Source organism: Pseudoalteromonas sp. CR1 (assembly GCF_019392235.1).
Lineage (GTDB): Bacteria > Pseudomonadota > Gammaproteobacteria > Enterobacterales > Alteromonadaceae > Pseudoalteromonas.
Window position 1 is genome coordinate 122,970 of sequence record NZ_JAHXRM010000006.1, and the last position, 22,190, is coordinate 145,159.

General features: G+C 38.6%; 14 protein-coding genes and 1 pseudogene. 5 read left to right on the plus strand and 10 right to left on the minus strand.

Annotation, left to right across the window (positions count from 1 at the left end; translation table 11 throughout):
- Positions 1-106 precede the first annotated feature (106 nt).
- Positions 107-487, plus strand: coding sequence for a DUF3192 domain-containing protein (locus KZZ04_RS07650; RefSeq protein ID WP_058405812.1), 381 nt, complete (start codon positions 107-109; stop codon positions 485-487).
- Positions 488-528: 41 nt separating this feature from the next.
- On the opposite strand, the gene KZZ04_RS07655 is transcribed toward KZZ04_RS07650, so the two are convergent.
- The 3 genes and pseudogenes from KZZ04_RS07655 to KZZ04_RS07665 all read right to left on the minus strand — a co-directional run.
- Entirely contained in the window at positions 529-1,428 is a 900-nt protein-coding gene (locus KZZ04_RS07655) for a diguanylate cyclase (RefSeq protein ID WP_058405811.1), read from the minus strand.
- Positions 1,418-5,206, minus strand: coding sequence for an ATP-binding protein (locus KZZ04_RS07660; protein ID WP_058405810.1), 3,789 nt, complete (start codon positions 5,204-5,206; stop codon positions 1,418-1,420). The genes KZZ04_RS07655 and KZZ04_RS07660 overlap by 11 nt, the downstream gene beginning before the upstream one ends.
- Before the next feature lie 64 nt (positions 5,207-5,270).
- Positions 5,271-5,516, minus strand: a pseudogene (locus KZZ04_RS07665) (PhoH family protein); the annotation flags it as partial.
- A gap of 90 nt (positions 5,517-5,606) precedes the next feature.
- Between KZZ04_RS07665 and KZZ04_RS07670 the strand changes: the two are divergent.
- From KZZ04_RS07670 to KZZ04_RS07685, 4 genes are read left to right on the plus strand one after another with little or no spacing between them, the layout of a single operon-like run.
- Positions 5,607-7,094, plus strand: coding sequence for a site-specific integrase (locus KZZ04_RS07670; RefSeq protein WP_029774389.1), 1,488 nt, complete (start codon positions 5,607-5,609; stop codon positions 7,092-7,094).
- Positions 7,081-9,864, plus strand: a complete 2,784-nt coding sequence (locus tag KZZ04_RS07675) for a hypothetical protein (protein WP_219422308.1) — start codon at positions 7,081-7,083, stop codon at positions 9,862-9,864. The genes KZZ04_RS07670 and KZZ04_RS07675 overlap by 14 nt, the downstream gene beginning before the upstream one ends.
- The gene (locus KZZ04_RS07680; protein ID WP_219422309.1) at positions 9,861-11,945 is read left to right on the plus strand and encodes a tyrosine-type recombinase/integrase; all 2,085 of its coding nucleotides are present in this window, start codon (positions 9,861-9,863) and stop codon (positions 11,943-11,945) included. Before KZZ04_RS07675 ends, KZZ04_RS07680 begins: the two co-directional genes overlap by 4 nt.
- The gene (locus KZZ04_RS07685) at positions 11,942-12,415 is read left to right on the plus strand and encodes a hypothetical protein (RefSeq protein ID WP_219422310.1); all 474 of its coding nucleotides are present in this window, start codon (positions 11,942-11,944) and stop codon (positions 12,413-12,415) included. The genes KZZ04_RS07680 and KZZ04_RS07685 overlap by 4 nt, the downstream gene beginning before the upstream one ends.
- Positions 12,416-12,555: 140 nt before the next feature.
- Here the strand turns inward: KZZ04_RS07685 and KZZ04_RS07690 are convergent, their stop codons facing one another.
- Genes KZZ04_RS07690 through KZZ04_RS07720 form a run of 7 tightly spaced genes read right to left on the minus strand, consistent with a single transcriptional unit; the run spans position 12,556 to position 22,185 of the window.
- A complete protein-coding gene (locus KZZ04_RS07690) occupies positions 12,556-13,383 on the minus strand; it encodes a SprT family zinc-dependent metalloprotease (RefSeq protein WP_219422311.1) in 828 nt (275 codons plus the stop codon).
- Between the two features lie 5 nt (positions 13,384-13,388).
- Positions 13,389-16,676: a type I restriction endonuclease subunit R gene (locus KZZ04_RS07695; RefSeq protein ID WP_219422312.1), complete on the minus strand. Its 3,288-nt coding sequence runs from the start codon at positions 16,674-16,676 to the stop codon at positions 13,389-13,391.
- A gap of 15 nt (positions 16,677-16,691) precedes the next feature.
- Complete coding sequence (locus tag KZZ04_RS07700; RefSeq protein ID WP_219422313.1) at positions 16,692-17,300, minus strand: histidine phosphatase family protein; 609 nt, start codon at positions 17,298-17,300, stop codon at positions 16,692-16,694.
- 4 nt (positions 17,301-17,304) lie between these two features.
- Complete coding sequence (locus tag KZZ04_RS07705) at positions 17,305-18,966, minus strand: methyltransferase (protein ID WP_219422314.1); 1,662 nt, start codon at positions 18,964-18,966, stop codon at positions 17,305-17,307.
- Positions 18,966-19,994, minus strand: a complete 1,029-nt coding sequence (locus KZZ04_RS07710) for a radical SAM/SPASM domain-containing protein (RefSeq protein ID WP_219422315.1) — start codon at positions 19,992-19,994, stop codon at positions 18,966-18,968. The genes KZZ04_RS07705 and KZZ04_RS07710 overlap by 1 nt, the downstream gene beginning before the upstream one ends.
- Positions 19,991-21,286 (minus strand): glycosyltransferase, encoded by a 1,296-nt coding sequence (locus KZZ04_RS07715; protein ID WP_219422316.1) that lies wholly within the window; start codon positions 21,284-21,286, stop codon positions 19,991-19,993. Before KZZ04_RS07715 ends, KZZ04_RS07710 begins: the two co-directional genes overlap by 4 nt.
- Positions 21,283-22,185 carry an NAD(P)-dependent oxidoreductase gene (locus KZZ04_RS07720; RefSeq protein WP_219422317.1) on the minus strand — a complete coding sequence of 301 codons (903 nt, stop codon included), beginning with the start codon at positions 22,183-22,185 and terminating at the stop codon, positions 21,283-21,285. Before KZZ04_RS07720 ends, KZZ04_RS07715 begins: the two co-directional genes overlap by 4 nt.
- Between the last annotated feature and the right edge of the window lie 5 nt (positions 22,186-22,190).

Below are 22,190 nucleotides of genomic sequence, written 5' to 3' on the forward strand. Positions count from 1 at the left end.
ACCAAAAAACCATAAGCAACTGATTATAAATAAAATTTAAACTTGGCGTATACTTTGCCTTACTATCATTAATAATTAAGCAAAAACGATTAAGGTACATATAAAAATGAATAAATCTCTACTAGCAGCTGCACTTATTACTCCATTTTTAACGGGTTGTGTTATTGCCGTTTCTGATGGCGAAGCAGAAACGCACTGGGCAGGTAATGACTCAACGAGCTGGCAAACAAAACATAAAAATAATCGCGAAGCTATCTCAGAGCTAAAAATGGATAGTAGTTATCAGTCGGTATTAACAACGCTTAAAACCCCTAACTTTACCGAGTTATTAAAAAAAGGGGATGATGTTTATCAAGTCTTATTCTATGCGACTCATAGTATTCATTCAGATGGGAAAATGACTAAAGATGAGTGTACGCCACTGATATTTAAAAACGATAAACTAATCGGTATTGGTGATAGCGCATTAAATATGGTTAGCCACTAAAACACAAAAAGCGCTAGTACGTTACTGGCGCTTTTTTAATATTAGTGAGCGACCACTCTATTACGGCCTGCCTCTTTTGCTTCATACAACCCTAAATCAGCCTCTTCTAATAATGAATGCTCTGAGGTTGAGCGGCCACCTTCCATGGTTGCAACACCAATACTGATAGTTATGCACTGTGCATTTAAAGATGTTTTGTGCTCTATATTTAGTTCGTTTACTGCGTTTTTGAGTTTATTTGCAAACGCAATTGCGTCCTTTTTCGATACATCAGGTAAAATAGCAGCAAACTCTTCTCCACCGTAGCGGGCAATAAAGTCACTACCACGTTTACATTGTGATAAAAGAGATTGAGCAACCTTTTTTAAACATTCATCACCGGCTCTGTGGCCGTATGTATCGTTGTATCGCTTAAAATAATCTATATCTATTAAAAGTACAGATAGCCCCGAGCCACCTCGTTTGCTTCTTCGCCATTCTCGAGACAAATTTTCATCAAGGTAGCGTCGATTGGGTATTTCAGTTAATCCATCAATGGACGCTAACATTTCAAGTAAATCATTTTTTTGTTTTATCAATAATTGATTTCGTACTCGTACTCTTACTATAGAAGCACTGAATGGCTTAGTAATATAGTCCATCGCGCCGAGCTCTAACCCTTTTGATTCATCAGCATGCTCTTGGTTAGCAGAAATAAAAATAACTGGAATAGCCTGGGTAATAGGGTTTTCTTTTAACTTAACAATAAGTTCAAAGCCGTTCATAACGGGCATTACAATATCAAGTAAAATCAAATCTACATGTGTCGTTCTTACAAAAGCAAGCGCCTCCTCTGCACTTTTAGCTAACAACACCTCATGCTCTTCACCTAACGTTTTCTCAAGCACTAGCCTGTTAAGAGGATCGTCGTCAACTACAAGCACTTTGGCTTTATTTGACATCAACTGCCTCCAGACCTCTAATAAATACAATAACTTGTTTCAACTGCATAATAAGCTCTTTTAATATTTCATCTTCAGGATCATTCGTTGCTTTGAGGTTTTGCTCGCATTGCAGTGCACAAGACGATAACCGTTTAAAGCCCAAATTACCTGATACTCCTTTGATACTATGCACTAAACGTACCAAGTCACCTTTAGCGGTACATTCGTCAATTTGTTGTAATTGAGCTTCGCAAAGGTTGGCAAATTTATCCACCATATTGTTCAGTAAGGCCTCATCAGCACTAAACTGAGCTAAGGCAAACGCTCTATCAAAAAACATTGTTTTAGCTGGAAGTTGTGTATCAGCAATCGCATCAAGCAGTACCTTTGCTACAACAGGCTTAGTTAAATGTTTATTCATACCGCATTTTAGCGAACGCGCTACATCAGCAGGTTCACAATGTGCTGTTAGTGCAAATATAGGTAACTGCTTATCGTCAAACTGTTGACGAATCAATGCCGTAGCTTGGCAACCATCTATATGCGGCATTTGTACATCCATTAATATAAGATCAGGTTTCAAAATCTGCAGTAGCTCCATACCGTCAGAGGCATTAGTTGAAGTTACAACATTTACATTAGCCTTTTTTAGAACACTACTTATAATTTCTAGGTTTAGTTGATTATCGTCAATTGCCAAGACCAATAAACCCGATACTTCTTTGTTTGGTTTAGCCGCATCTATATTTACATCACTGGCTATGTGCTTTAATGCAGCACTACTGCTCAAATCAAATAATCGCTGCCCTAGTCCAGATGCTTTAACATGCTGCGCTAATAAGCCTTCACTCATAGATGAACTAAAGGTCAGCTGATGATTAATAATAATCACCGATACTGCTTGTGAAGTAAGTGAGTCATGTATTGCTTTGACATTTAATAGCTCAGGTAAATCCGCCTCATCAACAATGAGCTGTGTACACCCCGAGAGTTTAATTGGGTAATTCAACGCTTCATCCAAGTCAATACTGGTTAATTCTGAATAGGCGTCTACCGCGCGTTTTAAAGCTCGGCTTCGCTGGGATATAATAGCCAAAGCATCAACAGGCAATAGCTGATTTTTTGTATCATCTACCTGTAAACTAATACTGAAGTAAAACTCACAACCAAGGCCTTTTTCACTGTTTAGGGCTATTTCTCCCCCCATAAGAGAAACCGCATGCTTAACAATAGCGAGCCCAAGCCCTACCCCTTGGTGAATTCTGGTTGATGATTCATCGCCTTGTGTAAATGCATCAAATAAACGCAGTTGATCGTCTTTACCTATTCCGCTACCTGTATCTATTACGCTAAAGCAAATTTCTTGCTCTTGGTTGTTGCCATCGATTAGCTCCATTTTTAAAGTTATTGAGCCTTTATGAGTAAATTTAACAGCATTCGTTAATAAATTACCCAATACTTGTTGCAACCTGATGCTGTCACACACTAAATTAGGGGAAATTAAAGGGTCAACGTCAATAATAAACTCTACACCTTTTTGCTCACACAAAGGTCCGGTTAAGCTATCGCATATATCAACTAATTCAACCACACTAAATGGGCTGAGTTTTAACTCAGCTTGCGCACTTTCTACTCTGGCAAAATCAAGCATACGGTTAAGCATAAGCAATAAGCTTTCTGCTGCTTGCTTGGCTTGATCTGTTTGCTGTAATTGTCTGTTTGTCAGCCCCTGCTCTATTAGCATATCGAGCAAACCTAAAACAGCATTCAATGGGGTACGAATCTCATGACTTAAATTCGCTATAAAGCGACTTTTGGCAAGGGTTGCACGCTCAGCATTATGCTTCGCTTTAGTTAGTGCACTCACGTCTTGTAAGTGGATAACGTAATATGAAGGTTCACGCTTTTCATCCCACACAAGCGATACGCTAAGTTGTAACCAACTCGTCAGCTTTCCTCGTGCTAGTGTTAAATGGTAGACCTCTTTCTTATCATCAAGCAATTGCGCTAACGTTGTTTTAATTTCCAGCCACTGACTGTCGTCAAACAGCGACTTAAGCTGTTCTCCTACCAATACATTGTGTTCAATAAACAGTTTTCGTGCTGCTTTGTTAACTTGCAAAATTGTTTGATCTAGTGATAACAGCACAACACTATTAGCTGCAAACTCAATAGCGCTTCTAAATTTAGACTCAGAAGCTTTAAGCGCGTGTAACGTTTGCTGCTGCTCAGTTATGTCTCTACCAATTCCCATTGTGCCAAGTAAGTGCTGATGTTCATTATAAAAAGGCGCAATCGTTAATTGATAGGACTTATCCTCATTATCAACACGCTGCTGAACATTACTTCTATTTTGTAACACTTGCTTTTCTAAAACACTTATTTGTTCATGCTCTGTGGTTATATCTTGTATACGCCTTCCCACTAACGCACTTTGACCGCGCCCAATATAGGCTTCAAACGCCTTGTTACATCCTAAAAATGATCCATCAATATTTTTAAAATATATAAAATCAGGAACACTATTTAACATTGTATTAAGTAATGCTAAGTGCCGCTCTTTAGCTTGATAACTTCGCGTTAGTTTTTCTGATTGAAGTTTAAGCTTTTCGTCTAACTCTCGGTTTACTTCCTGCAACGACTCCACCAGCTGTTGATTTTTAGCAAATACGTGCTTAATTTTAGTAAACCAGGGTTGCCAATTAATGGGGATTTGATAATTAGATTGCACTGTAGCGTCGGTATCGCTTTGCTCTAGGTAGTGCATTAAATGCGTCATAGGTTTCAAAAATATACGCTGGCTTAACCAAAAAAACACACTAAACATTAAACTTAAAAACAGTGTTAAAAATACAAATTCAAGTAAAACTTCATACCTAATTGTATTTACTAAGTTTGATTTAGGCTCATAAAATGCAGCATGAATAGGCAAGTTAGCTTTGGGCTGCATAAAGAAATTGGTACTGCTGGTTAATACTGTTAACTTTTCACCTGTGGTTGACACTTCAGGCCAATGTTCGTTTAATGTTAATCCCTGAGCTACAGGGCTTTGTGTACTGGCAATAACCTCATCAAAACGATTAATAAATATATATTCACCTTGGCTTGGTGTTATTTTTTTTAACCACGCAGACATAACTACCACATCATAAATAACAATAATGTAGTCATTTGAGCCTAATTCTCGCTGGCGTCCAATTGAATAATAAGCCTTACCATCTATGTTAACTATAGGGCTAGAAGAGAGTAGATTGTTTTTAAAATCGGGCTTAAAACGCCCTTCAAGAATCTCTGTTAGTAACAGGCTTTTGCTTTTATTTCGTCTTGATACAAATGCAGCACCACTTTCATCAACATAGGCAACCGCAGTAAGTGATTGCATAAGTGCTAACGTAGTATTAAATGATGACCCTAGTTTCACAAGCTGTTGCCACTTTAAAAGCGAGTCTGGTGAAAGGTCAAAGTCTCCTTTTCCTACAATTTCTGTTCCTTGGACGGTAAAGTGCCGATAATAATACCCATCGTATTGATTAATGCCTTCAAGTAGCTTGCTGCTTGGTTTGCTAAAAGTGGGCTGCGCGTATAAATCCAGCATGCTAGCCATTAAATCGTTAATTGACTGCATACCATGGTTTATCTGAGCCGATACATTTAAAAAATCGGCTTCACGTTTTTCAACGGTGCGCTCAAGCTTAATATTATAAATATGTAAACACAGTAAAAATGCAACGATTAAAGGCACCAACAGGGCAATAATTAAAGAGCGGTAGTAATGTTTGAGAGGTAAAAAATTCACGTGAATCTGCTATTTGGCCCGAAAATCAATCATTAGACTATCGAGCCAAATAGTTAAGCGCAAGTTATAAATTCTCTTCCGCAAATGAAGCTAATCGACTTCGTACAACACCATTGAGGTTTATAGTTGCGCTGCCTTCAAAGTTTTTAAAACGCTCCACAATATAGGTTAAACCTGATGTGACTGGGGTTAAGTAATTACTGTCTATTTGTGCCAAATTACCAGTACAAATGAGCTTAGTTCCTTCACCGCACCGAGTAATAATTGTTTTAAGTTGAGACGCTGTTAAATTTTGGCTTTCATCTAAAATCACCCCCGAACTGATACCATACTATCATACCTATAAGAACCTTGAATAAAAAAGTTTTTACAAATAAGATTTACCCAGAGGTGAATAAGCATGATTGCATCAACTACAACAAAATCTAAAATTATTAATAAACCTGTCAATTTTGGAAAAGGAATGTATTTTCATCTGGATAAAGCAGGAGAACCTATTCAGATTGTAGATGGCATCAGAGCTCATTCATATCGCCATAACAAAAAAGAACTAAGCTTCCCTCTGCTATATCATCCTGATCGTATTACCGAATGCCAAGAAATGAACTTGTTCTTGAGCCACCGTTTTGAAGGCCACTTCAGTCTCAAGAAAAATCAAAGGGGAAGTGAAGCTTTTAGCGACGCTTATTACGCTAGTCAACCAGGCAAGCGGTTAGACGTAAAAACTGTTCGTGGTATAGCTAAGCATTTAAAAGCGTTTCTGGACTGGCTCATTAAAGATGGTGCATCTTATTTTGAGGTTATTGCCGCACCACTTTCTAGGCAGTCAGTAGACGATGATATTTCACGGTTACCTGTTTGGCGCTATCACAAACATTTGTGCGATAGAGTAACAACTAAGGACAAAGCTAAACGCCTAAGTTTCAATACTGCACAAGAGAGAATAAGGGCTGTTAAAACATTTTACATTTGGAGTCATAAGCGCGGTTCTATAGACAGCCTTCCCTTCTCCTTGGAATACAAGCAAGTCCGCATAACGTCTAAAGCCAAAAATGGCCAGAGCGCGCTGTTTCAATTACCTACCAGCTCAACACGTTCTGGAGGGTTATGGAAATGGGTCAGTAACTTAAGTATACCTAACACAATAAAACAAAAGGAAGACTCACCTGACAAAGTACTGCAACCATATTCTTCAAAAGAACTCACACAACTATTACAGACTACTACTGCTCAAAAGCGTTCTTACAAGATATATTTACAGTGTGCACTACTGGGTGGACTTCGTTCTTTCGAAATTTCTGCAATTGATCAGAAGGATATTTTTGATCCAGACAAAGAAGAACACAAAAATCACATTCCTAAACTAACCATAGTTCGCAAAGGCCATAAGCCAGTAAGACTTACTATTGCACGATCCTTAATGAAACTTTTATACCTTCACACTTTATCATCTGAAAATATGAGGCAGCGTACTAAACATGAAACGAGTTATCGTATGAACAATGATGAACAACCACTTCCTTTGTTTATGAATAGCTCAGGAGAACGAATTAGTGAAGAAACTCCCGGAAATACCATTTCTATTATTAGAAAAGAACAAAAGAAGCGTGGATTAGAAGTACTAACGCGTACATTTCATGATTTACGTGCTACTTTCGCAACTTACATTGCAAAATATTTAATTGAAAAAAATGAGTCAGAAAGTTCAATTCGGCAAATACTAATGACCTTAATGAGTCATGAGAGTTTCAAAACTACAAAAAGATACATCGATTTTGCCAAAAGTGTCGGTGTAGATGCATATGGTGCAATGTCAGAGTGGGTACAAGATATATATGGGGATGTTGATAAATTATTAATGAGTGAGAGTACAAATGCCAGAGCTTAAATTAGACAAAAAGCGTAGGTCAAACCGTATTCCCGCTCGTTTTGTACCTTACTCTTCAACTATAGCCAAACAGTTAGACGTTTTATTTAATAGAGCATACGACAAGGAAAATAATATTAGTAAAGATGATCATGCTGCTATTTCAATGAGTCGTTTGCGCAACTCTTGTATAACTTTACTACACTTATTACCTTTAGCACTAGAGAGAGTAAATACGAATACAGCCTCTGCAATTACATCTGAAGGTTTCGACGCTTTATTAGATTTTGAGATTTGGCAAGAAATAGAATACTTTTGTGTCAACGAGCTTATTAATGTAAAGCTGCCAGCTTATGCTACGAGGGTCGAAGAAGCCTTAGAGAACATCGTTAAGTTTCATCTTAACAATAACAAAATTAGCGCTCCCTTTAGATTAACTAATGAATCAATTTCAATTGATTTAGTAAAGTTACACAAGCTTGAATTTCATCAGCTAAAAGAGATTCGAGTGTTGCTTCAAAGATATTTAGACCACCTTTCATTACTGGAAGCAAGTATTAAAAACTTATCGATTCGAGACAACATCCTTAGAACATCCTCTGCTATTATAGGTCTTTGCCAACACGATAGTTTTAGTAAGACCAAACAAGCCAAACAGCCATTATTAACAACGTTACGAGATAAGGCATTTATTTCACCACTTATAAGCAATAACCACCTTGGCCCTTTTCTAAAATACTTACATCCAGATGTATGGGGTGCTGCAAAAATCAATTATCTTAAAACAGAAGCAGAAATTTCTAGCTACGCTCGAAGTATATCGCCAATATTTGGCGAGGAAATAGATGCTTTTTTAAAAAACCAGTTAGCAAACGCCCCTACCCCTAAGAAGGCTCAAGTTAAAAGTACGTCTTTATCATTTCTGAAGTGGCTACATAACGGTGGTGATATTACTCGCCCAACAGTTGTTTTACTAAGCAAATACGGTATATCTGGTCTTGCTGCCAATGACAAAAAAATATTTAAATTTCTTTATAAACTTTATCAAGACGCAAGTATTAAACATAAGTACCAATATTTAATGATACTAAACGCCGCGTTAAGTCTTTACCATTTCATTACTGGCAAGAAAATCATCTTGTATAGTTTACTGCCATACTCATTAGCCTACTACTTAAAGGAAAGTGATACTACACAGTATCAAAGGTTAGAATGGATCTACAATAATACCAATAAGTATTATCAAAACTTAGCCGAGTATCATGACGTCTTTACGAAGCGAATTGATGGTGAGAGCATAGGTATTATTACGCTAAAAGGCTATATTCTTGATATGGCTAACGCTTTAAAAAATAATGTATCATCACTAACAGGCAAACAAATGGAACTCATTGCACAGAATGGAGTTCACGCATTTGTAGAAAATAACTTTGAAATTTTAAAAGCTATAAGAGAAGCCATTCAATTAAAGTCAAAGCGTAATGATTTATCAATAGTTACAGCAAAGCAATACCAGAGTGCAATTGATAAATTACTAACTTTCTATGGTTTAGATACAATAATTAGCTTTCCCGTTAGCACTGAGTTAAGAGAGCAACACCAAGCCCAGCTTTCTCAAAATCAAAATAGGCTATACTCGTATCAGGACGTAGTTAAATTAGCGTACTTTATTGAAATAGGACTTTCTTCTGAAAAATTTCTTACAGTTAAAGAAAAAATTGCTCTTTATGCTGCAAAAGTCATGTTAAAGACTGGTTGGAATCTCACTCCTACGTTAGAGCTAAATACCACTGACCTACTTTTCTTAAATACCCCATTACATTCAAATAAAACACCTGCTATTCGTCTATTTAAACGCAGGGCTGATTATCAAACGCAATGGCATAAATTTGAGGTAAACGCTGAGAATATTGAAAAAGAAGGTATCTTAGCCGACGAAATAGTTGCATCAGTTTTTTTTGATATAAAGTCAGCTATTGAACTAACAGCTTCTTATCAACCCTCTGCCAGCAATTTATCAAAAAGAATTTTTGTTTACCCACAAACAGACAATCTAGGCAACAAAGAGGTCCTAGTATTATCAGCAGGTCGTTTTAAGCAAACTATAAATAAAATTTTAGCTGATCTTGGTTGTGAAGTTATGTTTAGTGTAAACAAGATTAGAAAAACAGGCCTTAACTACATTTATAGAAAAGTAGCCAAAGAATTCAAGTGGTATCAAAAAGCTAGCCAACACTCATATGCAACTTTCTTACGTCATTACCTGATGCAAGATGACAAAGATGTTGCAAAAACAATAAACAGAGCAACAAAAACGATGGCTGATTATTTTGTTCGCGATGTTACGGATAACGTAATTATTTTGATGACGCCACCGGATAACGGTAAAAAAGTTCCTAATGGTGTATGTACTGATTCAAAAGAAAAATCAGTAGTAAGAGCTTTTGAGTCAAAAAACAGAAAGTTATTAAGCCAGCGAGATGCTAATGAACAAGCATGTGCAGATTTTAATGCATGCTTATGGTGCGCGTTTTATCGTTGTATTGCCGATAAAGAGCATGTCTGGAAACTGCTATCATATCGAGACTTTGTTGTTGCTGATATGGAAAGTTCCGCTGCAACATTTGATGGTGTTACAGAGCAACTAGAAAACATAAAGCAACTTAAACATCGAATTAACAGTATATTAGATGATATTGCTAAACTCGACTTTCAAGCAGTAATTGATGGAAAAGAATTATTAAAAGCTGAAGGTATTCACCCACACTGGAAAGATACAGGTTTGCTATGATCAAAGAAATCACCAAAACAACATTACTAGATCAAGCGATAGTAAAGTCACATCAAGGGCTAATCACAATAAAGCCTTTAAATCAGGTATTAGAAGATTTTAAAGTTGATGATTCAAACTGTCTTAACAACATTAAGTTGTGGGAAAATCAAGCATTGTACATTGAACAAAATAGAAGCGTTCAATTTGGTGATAATACTTGGTATAGCTATGAAGAAGTGCAAAGGAATGTAACTTTTAGCGGTGAAGATGAGCTAGCATATCAACTTCGTATCTATGCATTACTTAAATTAACACATGGTGACGTTGTTGGTGGTAAGCCTTTCAAAATATCTACGCTCCAGAATGATATAACTTATTTAAACTTGATCGCGGGCTTTATAAGGAAGAGAGGTTACTCCTCTTTCCATGAGTTGGAATTTAAACCTGATTTAGTTATTAGAAACTTAATTAAAGATTACCTTTACGAAATCGCCAAGATTACTATTTACAAGCAAACTCACTCATTTACTAAATTATTTAATGTGCAACGAAGCTACAAATTATTTGGCCCCAAAGTATGCAGTGTTTTTCTTGACCTTATTGAAGACTTAAATAAACTTTATCATCCGAGCTCTATAACTTACTCGCACCCAGTCATCCCGACTAAGGTAATGAAAAGGGTTTTAAAATTTACTTCTAAAGTAGTTGAAAAGTCTCAAAGAAAAATTGATCGATGGCTCGAATTAAACTCAGATTTAATTGGCAGTTTAATGAATGGTACCCTTGAACCCCCTCCAGAAAATGACACATTCGAGTTAATTGAAAAACACGTCAGAAACATGGCAAACAGAGAGGAATTCATTCAACTATCTGAGAGCTTAGCTGATTTAAAGTTAGCTACATATTTAAACATCTTAGCCTATACAGGAATGCGATATAACGAAGTACTGACATGTAAGCTTGGGTGTGCCAGCTACAAGGATGGTATTTATTACTTAACGGCAACAATGACCAAAACAGATAACAGTAAAGTTGAAATGGAATGGTTCTCAAACGCTGAAGTATACGAATCTATTAAATTACTTGAGAAATATGTGATTGGTATGCAAGAGAGGGCACAAGCTGTTCTGTCATCTTACAGAGCCAACATTGGAAACCGACAAGCACACAACTTGGAAGAAGGATTGAAAAATAACCGTCTCTTCGGTGTTTCACCCAGCAGCTGTAGTGTTAGTTTTAGTAATTCAGGAAGATTCACAAAATTCGAGGTTAAAAATAAAGAGAACGCTGAACTTTTTGATTTAACTCTAGATAGTGAAGACATCGCAGAGCTTGAACGCCTTGAGTCTAACTACAAAGGAGTTCGAGGTAAAAACAGAGGCATCCCTTACGAACCTGGGGATCAGCTGAGGCTGACTGCTCATATGTTTAGGCATACATTAGCCTACTTTGTTATAGCCAATAAGTTAGGTGAGCTTGATGATATTAGATATCAATTTAAACATTTATCTAGTCTGATGACATTTGTTTATACTCGAAGAGCATTTTTAGCCTCGATGAGTTTAATTAAAACTACAGAAGAGTTTAGTGAAATTTTAATTGAACGTATTGCTGAAGAATTAATTGACCAGGCCGAGTCGCAATCATTAAAAGGTGGCGCTGGTGAACAAATTAATAAAACTTCAAAAGATCTAATAATAGGTATTACTGATAGTCAAAGTAGACATTCCAATTTAATCAAACAAATCCACTTCAGTTCAATCGAAGAGCTAAAAAAATTCTTTGTGAAAAATATTCAAAGCATTCGCGGCTTGCCTACTGGGTATTGTACGGCAGGAGAAGCATGTAAAATAAAAGGCGCTGGCATACCTAATGGCTGCGTTTATTGCGGCAGTAAAATTATTAGTAAACGCCACAAAATTAACTGGCAAATAATTAAAAAAGAGGCATCGCAAAAATTAGCAACATATTCAAGTCTACCTAAAGAACAACAAGATGAATATGAGCTATTTGCCATTAACTGGAAAAACAATATAACAGCCGCTGACTATGTTTTAGATGAAGCGAAGTCAGATAAAAATGAAGGAACACAGGCATGAGCAATGCATACGACGATATTAAGTGTGCTTTTTATGAAATGAAATCTGACGGCAGTAAAATAACCAAGAATGCAGTAGCAACTAGGGCCAAAAGAAATATCGCAAATCTATCAAAAGCAGAAGAAAAATGGGTTAATTTACGAGAAGCTATTGAAATAGCTCAACTACATTGGGAAGAAAAAAACAAAGATGAATTAATAAAACAACTCAGAACTCAGATTGCTGAACTAAAAAAAAAGTTAACTAAAGAAAAGAAAAAAAATAACACAAACCCTAAAGTAAACGACGATAAACTTGAAGAGTTATTGGTATTATTACATGAAATGTACGCAGAAATAGATAAACTAAGGCTCGTTAATGCTGACTTACAAAATCAAATTAAGCACTCCGGGCAACATAAGGAAATTAGAGTAAATAAATCTACTGGGGAAATTATAGAGTTAGTATCTAATAAAACCGTTAAAGAATAAGTATATTTAGGGAGTAGCTCAAATCTAAACTAATAGCCATAGACTTAAAAACAAGTAACTGTCAGATCTAGTCTGGGCTAGTACACGGTAGTGATTAGTAATAGCTTTAACACTTATTAGTCAAATCACTAAGAAGTGCTTTACTCATTCAAATACACCTCCGCCATATCATCTAATTTGGCTTTTACTTCTTTCCAATTAGGCATCACTTGCGTTAATAAGCGCCAGAAGCGTTCGCTATGGTTGTGTTCTGCAATGTGGCAAAGCTCATGAAGGATCACATAGTCAATGCATTCCTTTGGGGCTTTAATAAGGTGAGGATTGAGCATCAAGTTACCTTTAGTTGAGCAGCTACCCCATTGCTTTTTCATTGCCATTACACGAAAAGAGGGAATGCCTGTTACCCATGTAGTTTTAGGCAGCAGTTCGGCTAGTCGCTCATGAAAAATGGCTTTTGCTTTATGCTGATACCATTTATCGATAAGTGGTTTAATTTTGACCACCCGATCATCAATATCTTTACTGGCTTCATGTTTTATCGTGACGTTTAATTTACCTCGGCTGAGCTTTACACTGGGCACTTGTTCAGCATCAACAATTACCTTGAGTACATAGCGCTTTCCCAAATAAAATTGGGTTTCACCACTTACATAACGCTTATGCAATACTGTGTCCTTTTGCTTTGCAAAGTCATTAATGCTTTGCCATATCCACCTTGCACGCTTGTGCATGGCATCAACAATAGCATCTTCGCTTGCATCATGAGGCACGCTTGCAACAACACGTTGATCAGGGTGAACTTTTATAACGACCTTACGTGCTATTTTTTTAGCTGTATCACTAGGCTTTGGTTTACGAATAACGTCATAGCGAATGGTGTCGTTACCATAAGTAAAAACACCCTGTTCGTTGGTTGTTGCGCTGCTTTTTTCAGAATGAATAGCAGCGGCTACCGTTTTTTGCGTCACTTACATTAGCCTCTAGCTATACCTAATCGGGTTATCTTTAACACTTCTTCAATCAGCTTTTGTGCGTTATCAAGGCCAAGCTCAGTAAACAGTATGGGTAATAACTTCATGTGAATAGCGTTTTCAATTTCCGCAGGGTTAATGGAATACTCAGCAACCGCGTCATTCACGACGGCGTCAATATTAAAAGCAAGCACTACTAGCTTCTCGTTATCCAGTGCCTTTTCAGTTAAAAGCTCACTATCGAATAAATGTTTGAACAGGCCAAAATAGGCTTGGGCATGTTTGTTTAACTTGCCTGCGTCATCCATAAAGTCATTGGGAACATCAGCCATTTTGCGGTCTTTCACTTCTTGCTCAAAATCAGCAAAAAGAATGTACTGCTTTACTGGTGCATCAAACATGGCTTTGGCATCTTCAATGGCCTTTTTAAGCATCTTAGAAAAATATTCCTGCGCATAAGGATCATCTGCTAAGTCTTGCTCAATCATCTTGGTAATACGGCCAGTGATTTTATCTGTTTGGTTACGAGCCTCGTCATCATTCATATCCTGTGGCTTAACGTCTTTGCCCAAGTTACCAACTAAATATGCACCATCAGGTTCTTTTACTTCAATACCCGCTATGTGTTTATCAAGCAAGCTTCGAATATCTTCAGCGTATTCATCATAATTAATAGTTTCGTCGGCATCTTCACGTACTTGTTTACGTAAATCTACAAAGGCTTTTAAGTCACGTTTGTACAAGTCACGTTTGTTGTCGAACGACTTATCTTCAAAGTAGGTGGCTGACTGTAGCGCTACTTTCATACAGTTTGAAAATGCCGTGAGTATTGAGTAAAAGTCATCACGCTTTTTAAGATTAGTGTCGGTAAGCTTACCACCAACCTCATACACTTTTGGCGCTAATGCTTGGCGTAAAGCAGGGCCATCTTGTTTGTTTTTAACCCCGTCAAATATCGACCATAAATCACTGTGTAATCCTGGCAGCTTTTTATACTCGGTGTCCATGCTGTTATACAACCCTTTTAGGTCGTCTATATCAAAGCCGCCTTGAGTACGCTCCGCTAGGTCTTGGTACTTCTCTATTGTGGTATCAAGCTCTTTTAATATGCCTCGGTAGTCAATCAAGTAGCCAAACTGCTTTTTGCTATGCAAACGGTTTACGCGAGCAATGGCTTGAATCAGGTTGTGCTCTTTAAGGGGTTTATCAATATACAGTACGGTGTTCTTTGGCTCGTCGAAGCCCGTTAACAGTTTATCAACCACTATCATAATGTCAGGGCCGTCATCTCTGCCAAAGTCTTCAATAATGGCTTTGGTGTAGGCTTTTTCATCCAGCTTATCAACATTGGTCTTCCACCAGTTTTGCACAATGTCTTTGCTTTCTTGATCAACAACATCATGCCCCTCACGTGTGTCAGGAGCCGACATTGCCACAACTGATGTAACGCTGCCAATTTTATCTAATGCCTCTTTGTAGCGTATTGCAGAGGCTTTAGAGTCACAGGCTAGTTGGCCCTTTAAACCTTGATGCTTAAAGTTTTGAAAATGGTCGGCAATATCGTAGGCAATTAACATAATGCGATCGGCAGTTTGATAAATCTGACCTTTTTGCGAAAACTTTCTTTTTAAATCAGTTTTTTGTTTGTCGCTCAGCTTACTGGTACTGCGATCAAACCATGCATCAATCGCTTTGTCGTTAACGTTTAGCTCAGGAATACGTTCCTCATAGAGCAATGGGGTCACGGTTTTATCTTCAACCGCTTGCTGCATAGTGTAAGAGTGAATGATTTTACCGAACTTGTTCTCAGTTTTATCATCTTTTAATAGCGGCGTACCTGTAAAGGCGATAAAAGCCGCTTTAGGTAGCGTCTGCTGCATACGGATATTATTTTCACCGTTTTGGCTGCGGTGGCCTTCATCCACTAACACAATTATATTAGGGCTGTCGTTGTAGCAGTCTTTGTGTTTTATGGCAGAGCCAAACTTATTAATGATCGAGAAAATAACCCGTTCGTTACCTTGACCAATTTGCTCAGCCAAACGCTTACCTGTGGTCGCCATAGCATCTTTTTTATCGCGGTCGGTGAGTACACCACCAGAAGCAAACGTACGGCTTAGCTGGTCTTCTAAATCAACGCGGTCAGTCACAATAATTACGCGGCACTGCGCTAGCTCTTCAAGCCATATAAGCGCCTTAGATAAAAACACCATAGTAAACGACTTACCACTGCCCGTAGTATGCCAAATAACGCCGCCTTCGCGCGCACCCTTCTCATCAAACGTATTAATACGCTCTATTAGCGCTTTAATGCCAAACACCTGCTGGTATCGAGCTACAATCTTGCCTGCTTTTTTATCAAATAAAGTAAACAGGCGGGTCATATCCAGTAGGCGCTCAGGGCGTAATAAACTTACAATCAGCCTGTCTTGGTCGGTTACCGTCAGCTCACCCGCAGCAACAAGTGAAAGGTAATCATCTTTATCTTTTGCAGGGCGATGATTAAACAGTGCATTTAATTGCTTATCACGCAGCGCATGGTTTTTAAGCCTTACAAACTCAGCTTCCGGTATATGCTCTTCTTTCCACTTTGCCCAAAACTTCTCAGGGGTGCCGCATGTTGCATACAAGCCCTCATGCCCGTTTATGGCTAACAATAACTGGCTGTAGGCATATAAATGAGGAATTTCATCTTGCTTTTGGTTACGAATATTCTGAGAAATTGCCTCAGCATTGGTCGATTTACCTTCTCTGTTAGAGTCGGGGCGTTTTGCCTCAATCACCACTAATGGCAAACCATTTACAAAGCACACAATGTCAGGTCTGCGGTTGCCCGTACCCTCGGCATTTTGTACTACTAACTCTTCGGTACAATGAAAGACATTGTTATCAATATTATGCCAATCAATCAGCTTAATAGTAGGAGATGCCTTTTTACCATCAATAAATTCAGTCACACTCACGCCATACATTAGCGCATCATAAATTTTCTCGTTAGCGGCTTTTAGCCCTAGGTTCATGGCAGGGTTCAGCTCATGCATTACCTTATCAATGGCCGCTTCTGATAATGTATGCTGGTTACCTGCAAACGAAAATGTCTGCTTGGCTAAAAAGGCACGCATTACAGGTAACAACACCACCTGATGGGTGCTTTTTTTATTACCTGCTAACGTGTTCCCGCGAAGAGCTTCACACTCACTCGGTGGAATAAACGTATAGCCTAAGTTAGTCAGCAACGTGAGCGCAGGAATTTTTGCGCTAAATTCTTCTTGAAACTTAATGGTTGTCATTGTGCCTAATCATCCTTAATTTGCATCGCCTACTAAGTTAGGTTTTTGCGAATAACTTACATGTATTTGGTCATCACTTAACGTTATTTCCAAGTAACCCAAAAAGTTAGGCCAATCTTGAAGCGTTAATCGCTTGTCTCCAATACGAGCCGCTAAGGTGGCTAATATGGTGTCGTGAGTAACCCATAAATGCACTCCATCTGCTGAGTTACTTAACAGCTCTTTAATATCACTAAAAATACGTGCTACCGAATCGTTTAAGTCATAAAAACCATCCCATGATTCAGTACCCGAAAGCAAATGTAAATTTACGGCTTCATGACCTTTTTTCAGCCAATGTTGCCAAGCTAAGTCACCATCTTTAATAATAAAACCAGGGTCACCTAATAAGCGGCACTGCTCTATATCATCAAGTTTAAAATGAGTGGCCTGAGCTATTAGTTCGGCTGTTTGAACACATCGGCCAATAGGGCTGGTTCTAATACTCAATACTTGATCGTTTATTAGCGAAGCAAATAATTTACTCTGCTCAATACCTTCATCAGTCAGCATTACATCATTACCCACAGTGTTAGGTAAAATATCGGGCCGAGCAGCATGTCTTACAATGAGTATTCTTTTCATTTATTTATGTCCGTATTAACTTCATTACAGTTACTAAGCCACCTTTCTTAATAACCGAATCAATGCAAAGCCCTGCTTTTTTAAATAGCGCTTCAAATTGGCCTTGCGTCCTCTCTTGTCCACCTGTCACTGTAAGTAAATGTAAATCGCAGAGAGAGCCACCAAAACTGTACTCATCAAGTAACATTTCAAACACATAAATCGCACCATTATTTTGTAATGTGTCCGCTGCATTTAAAAGAATTTGCAAAGCATCGGTATCATTCCAGTCATGAAGCACACGCGCCAATATTATTTTGTCTACTTTAGTGGGCCATGTTTTAAAAAGGTCAAAGGCTATCTTATTACTAAAGTCGCTAGAATCAACAACACCTTCAAGGTCACCCAAAATCACATTTGAAGAGGGGAACTTATCAAGAACAAGCTGTGCTAATAAACCATTGCCTCCCGCAGCATCAAAAACAACATCGCCTTTTTCAATATCTAAATAACAAACAAGTTCTTCATAGTCTTTTAATGCGTAGCTACGCAGCATTTTGTGATGCCTTTGAGTATGCTCCTCTGACAAACTCACTTGTTTAAAAATGTCATCAGTTTTAATGTCTTCTTGCATTAATTGCGTGAGGTTATGCCATCTTTGCATTAACTCACCACGATACTCTATCGCAGCGCTGGCAAGCGATATAGCATGGCTTGTATTTAAAAAAGCCCCTTTGGGTAATACATGCCAAATGTTTTGTTCACATTTTACCAACCCCAACTCACCTAGGGCATTAAGCAGGCGAGTTAACCGTTTTTCTAATGTGTTTGTTTGTATGGCTAATTGAGCTGTGTTGTTAGGTAAGTAGTCAAATACTTTTAAATCAGCGGCGGCCGCAATAGTAAAAGTTCGCCAGTAACCAACCATATCAGCAGATAAAGCTCCAAAGTCATCGTTATTTGCAGCTCTAAGCTCTCTAACCACATCGCCTTGTTCGTTAATTATTTGCAGTGCGCCAAAATGCGTTTCAACACGCGAAAACCCATTATAAAACGGTTCAACACTTGCGTAGCGCTGTGCGTAAATAGATTTGCCGCTTTTATCAATGTGATGCCAGCCATCATCACTTTTTGCTCTTGCAAACCCCTTATGAAAAACATCCAAGTCTAAAAACCAGTATGAATGAATATACTGACCTTGCTTGTCAATGTGCGTACTCAGGCCATTTTCAGCCTGAGCAACGGCAATTCCTTCTCTAAAATCGCCACAGTACAGCCACTTATTTTCGTAAAGAGGCTGGCCTAATTTATCAATATGAAAGTAAAAACCGTCCTTATCACATACAACAGCAATATTTTGTTGATAATTACCAACAAACGCATAGCGCTGTGCATAAACTGCAAAGCCATTTGGCAATATATGAAACCAATCGTCGTTTTCTACCACAGCGGCTAAGCCACAGTAAAAACCAAAAGTACGATTAAATTTGTGCGGGTAAATTGCTTCACCTGTTTCGTTTATGTGCCACGCTTGGCTATTTAAACAAACGGGTGCAACTTGGTAGGCGTTGTCTATGTCATGAAATGATAAAACTTCATCAAAGCGTGCAGAGTAAGCTGGGGAGCCATTAGCAAAAGTATGGTATCTACCATCATCCGAAACAGAGAGTTTAGCTAATATACTCATTACACGCGCCTCATAGTGCACTGCTTACACAAAGGGTGATCTTGATATGTATTCATCAACTCAACATACTGCCCACTCTGTGCTAATTCTGAGAGTGACGACTCGGCAACCGAGCCAAATTCCCCTAATGATTTACGCTCTTGATCAGGCGCACAACACACATTAAAACGACCCGATGGATCAATCCAAATCTCTTTACCTAAAAATGGGCAGCTGCCATTCGGTGCTATATCGTCTAAATTATCTATGTGTAGCTCAGAAAAATTATCTAGCTTAAAAGGTCTGATTGCGGTTTTATTATGTAATTCTACACGCTCATGGCAATACTTAACTATTTGATTCCAACGCTCTGCAAATACAATATCGTTACGTAAATTTTCAGTCGCTATTTCATCAAAGTGCGCCCATAACTGGTGACCCTTTATGCGGTCAAACCCCAGAGCAATAGCAAGGTCAACCATTTGAGGAATTTCCTCTAAGTTGCTGCGTAAGAAGGTTAACTGCATTGTTATTGAACAATAATGACGCTCGGCCCAGCTATCCCTAACGGCAATAAAGCGTTTTGCATTTTCAATATGTTCGCTTAATTGAGCACCAAGCATAATGTTACTGTGAGTGGCTTCGTTAGCCCCATTCCAGGAAATTTTCACATCACTACCAATAGGCACAATACGATTAGCCCAGTATTCAACATTGTGGTGTTTGTCGGGGCTTGGGAAGGTGCCATTAGTGGTTAAATTTAACGATAAACCCAACTCATGGCATAAATCTAAAAACACATCAAAATGAGGGTATAGTAATGGTTCTCCCATTGTTGAGGGGATCACTTCTTTAATGCCCATTGCCGCCGCATCGCGGATCACCTGCTCAAGCATCAGTCTATCCATATTAGGGCGCAATCGTCCTTGCTGCTTACGCAATTTAGGGCTATCAGAATAAGGCGAATGATCCTCACACATAACACAGTTTAAATTACAGGTGTCAGGGTTAGTGTCTAAGGTAATGCGCCAAAAATCAGTTTCCCTCACTGCATTAACTCCTTGTAGCAAGCCTCTAAATCAATAATATGCTGGTCTATACATGGAATTTCGCCATCGTCACTAAATGCGTAACCCTTTTCACCAAGTTGTCTTGCATACTGTGGGTCATCAACAAACACCTGCATTTTTTCTGCTAGTGCATCTACATTTCTATGCTCATAGGTCAGGCCGTTTACACCATCTATAACGTACTCACCCATACCGCCATCGTTAGCGGTAATCACAGGTACTCTAGACTGTTGCGCTTCATGTATCACAAGCGGAGAATTCTCAACCCAAACCGAAGGCGTTACAATCGCATCGGTTTTGCTAAATACATCAACAGCAATGTGTTGGTTTTTATACTCTGGCATCCACTGAATACTGTTTTGTTTTGCAAGTGGCAACGTGGCTGCAATGGCACGCAATGCACGTGAATCTTGTCCTCTATCGCGGCCCCAAATACGTAAAATAGCATCGCCTTTTATTTTGCCAAATGCCTCAATTAACTGGTGAATACCCTTAGCCGGAATATGCGTACCGATGTACCCAAAGGTAAAAGGCTCACCTTCATTACGAACACGGCCTAACATACGAGAACGATCAAAGCCGTAGTCTAAGTAAATGCTTTTATCGGTGGGTAAACCAAAGTCTTTTTCGTATCGGTTTTTTAAATATTTTGCAGGAGAAATAAACAAGTCAACATGCTCAACAACCTCTTTTACGTGGCGCATTCTGCGTTCAACCCAGTTTTCCCAATAAGCAATGTCTTGGTCTAACTCTTCTTTATCACCCGAAAAGTAACGGGCATAACATTGTGTGGCACATTTTTTATTTTCTTGCCCATCACATGCAGCCCACAGATTATCGTCAGCAGAGTGCATTTGCATAAACTGCCCACGAGGGCACATTAACCAGTAATCGTGCAACGTATAAACAACAGGAATATTGCGTTTTTTGGCTTCAAACACCAAAGAGGTTGATAAATGATTCAAATGACCAATATGTACAATATCAGGGCAATACTCATCTAATAACTCGGCAAATTTTTGGTCAATGATCGCTAAGCGATATCTATCTCTGTGGCGTGGGTTATTAACAAGGTGTAATGCAATTTCAGGCACGTCAGCATCTTGGCTAATTCTTATGTCGCCATCTGGTCTAAATGCATCTTCTTCACGGGTAAATACACGAACCTCATGCCCTTTTTTAACCAATCCATGACAAATAGTTTGAGAATAAACTTCCGAACCCGCGTTATACAACATAGGGTAGCCATGTATTACTTTTAATATTTTCACGAATGCGCTCCTAATTTTAATTTTTTATTATATGCGTCAACTAACCTTGCAATCCCTTGTTCAGGCAAAACACTCGCGTGCCAACCCAGTAGCGACTTAGCGCGAGACGGGTCGCCAATAAAGCGAGCCACATCGTAAGCACGAGGCGCAGCCTCAACAATAGTCGATGAGCTATTTGCGGCCTTAATAGCCATTTGTGCCGCTTGTTTTAAGGTTGTGCCATGCCCAGGTAATAAATGAATGGGTGGCAATTGTTTTTCATCTTCACTCAGCAATGTTATAGCTTTTACTAAACCTGCTACGGTGTCATCTACATGAGTAAAATCAAATAAATGATCAAAGCCATCAACCCGTAAATCAACGCCTAAGGCAGCGTTTTTGCTAAATGCAGGTAATACTCTATCTTTATGATCAAGCGTGCAGCCATACACATTCGCTAACCTCACAATGGCGGTATTAATACCTGCACTTCGTGCGCTTAAGGCGGCATCTTCCATATAAAGCTTAGAGCGACCATAAATATTAACGGGTACTAAAGGCAGGGTTTCTGTGACAGGTAAAGTTTTTGGCTCGCCATAAACCTCGCGGCTACTGGCAACCAGTACCCAAGGTTTATGTGTACTGTTTACCGCTAATTTAAGAAGTTGTTCACTGGCTAGCGCATTAGTTTGCCAGCACTTTTCAGGATCGTTCTGCGCCCATACAACGCGCGAAACAGCCGCTAAATGTATTACGCCACAGCATTCATTGAGTGCTTGGCTTAACTGCCATGTATTACAAATATCACCCGTTCCATCAGCAATATCAAAACCAACTACTTCATAACCTAGTTGACGTAATAGAGGGGATAAATGACGGCCAATCAACCCTAAGTGGCCTGTCATTAATATTTTATTCATTAATT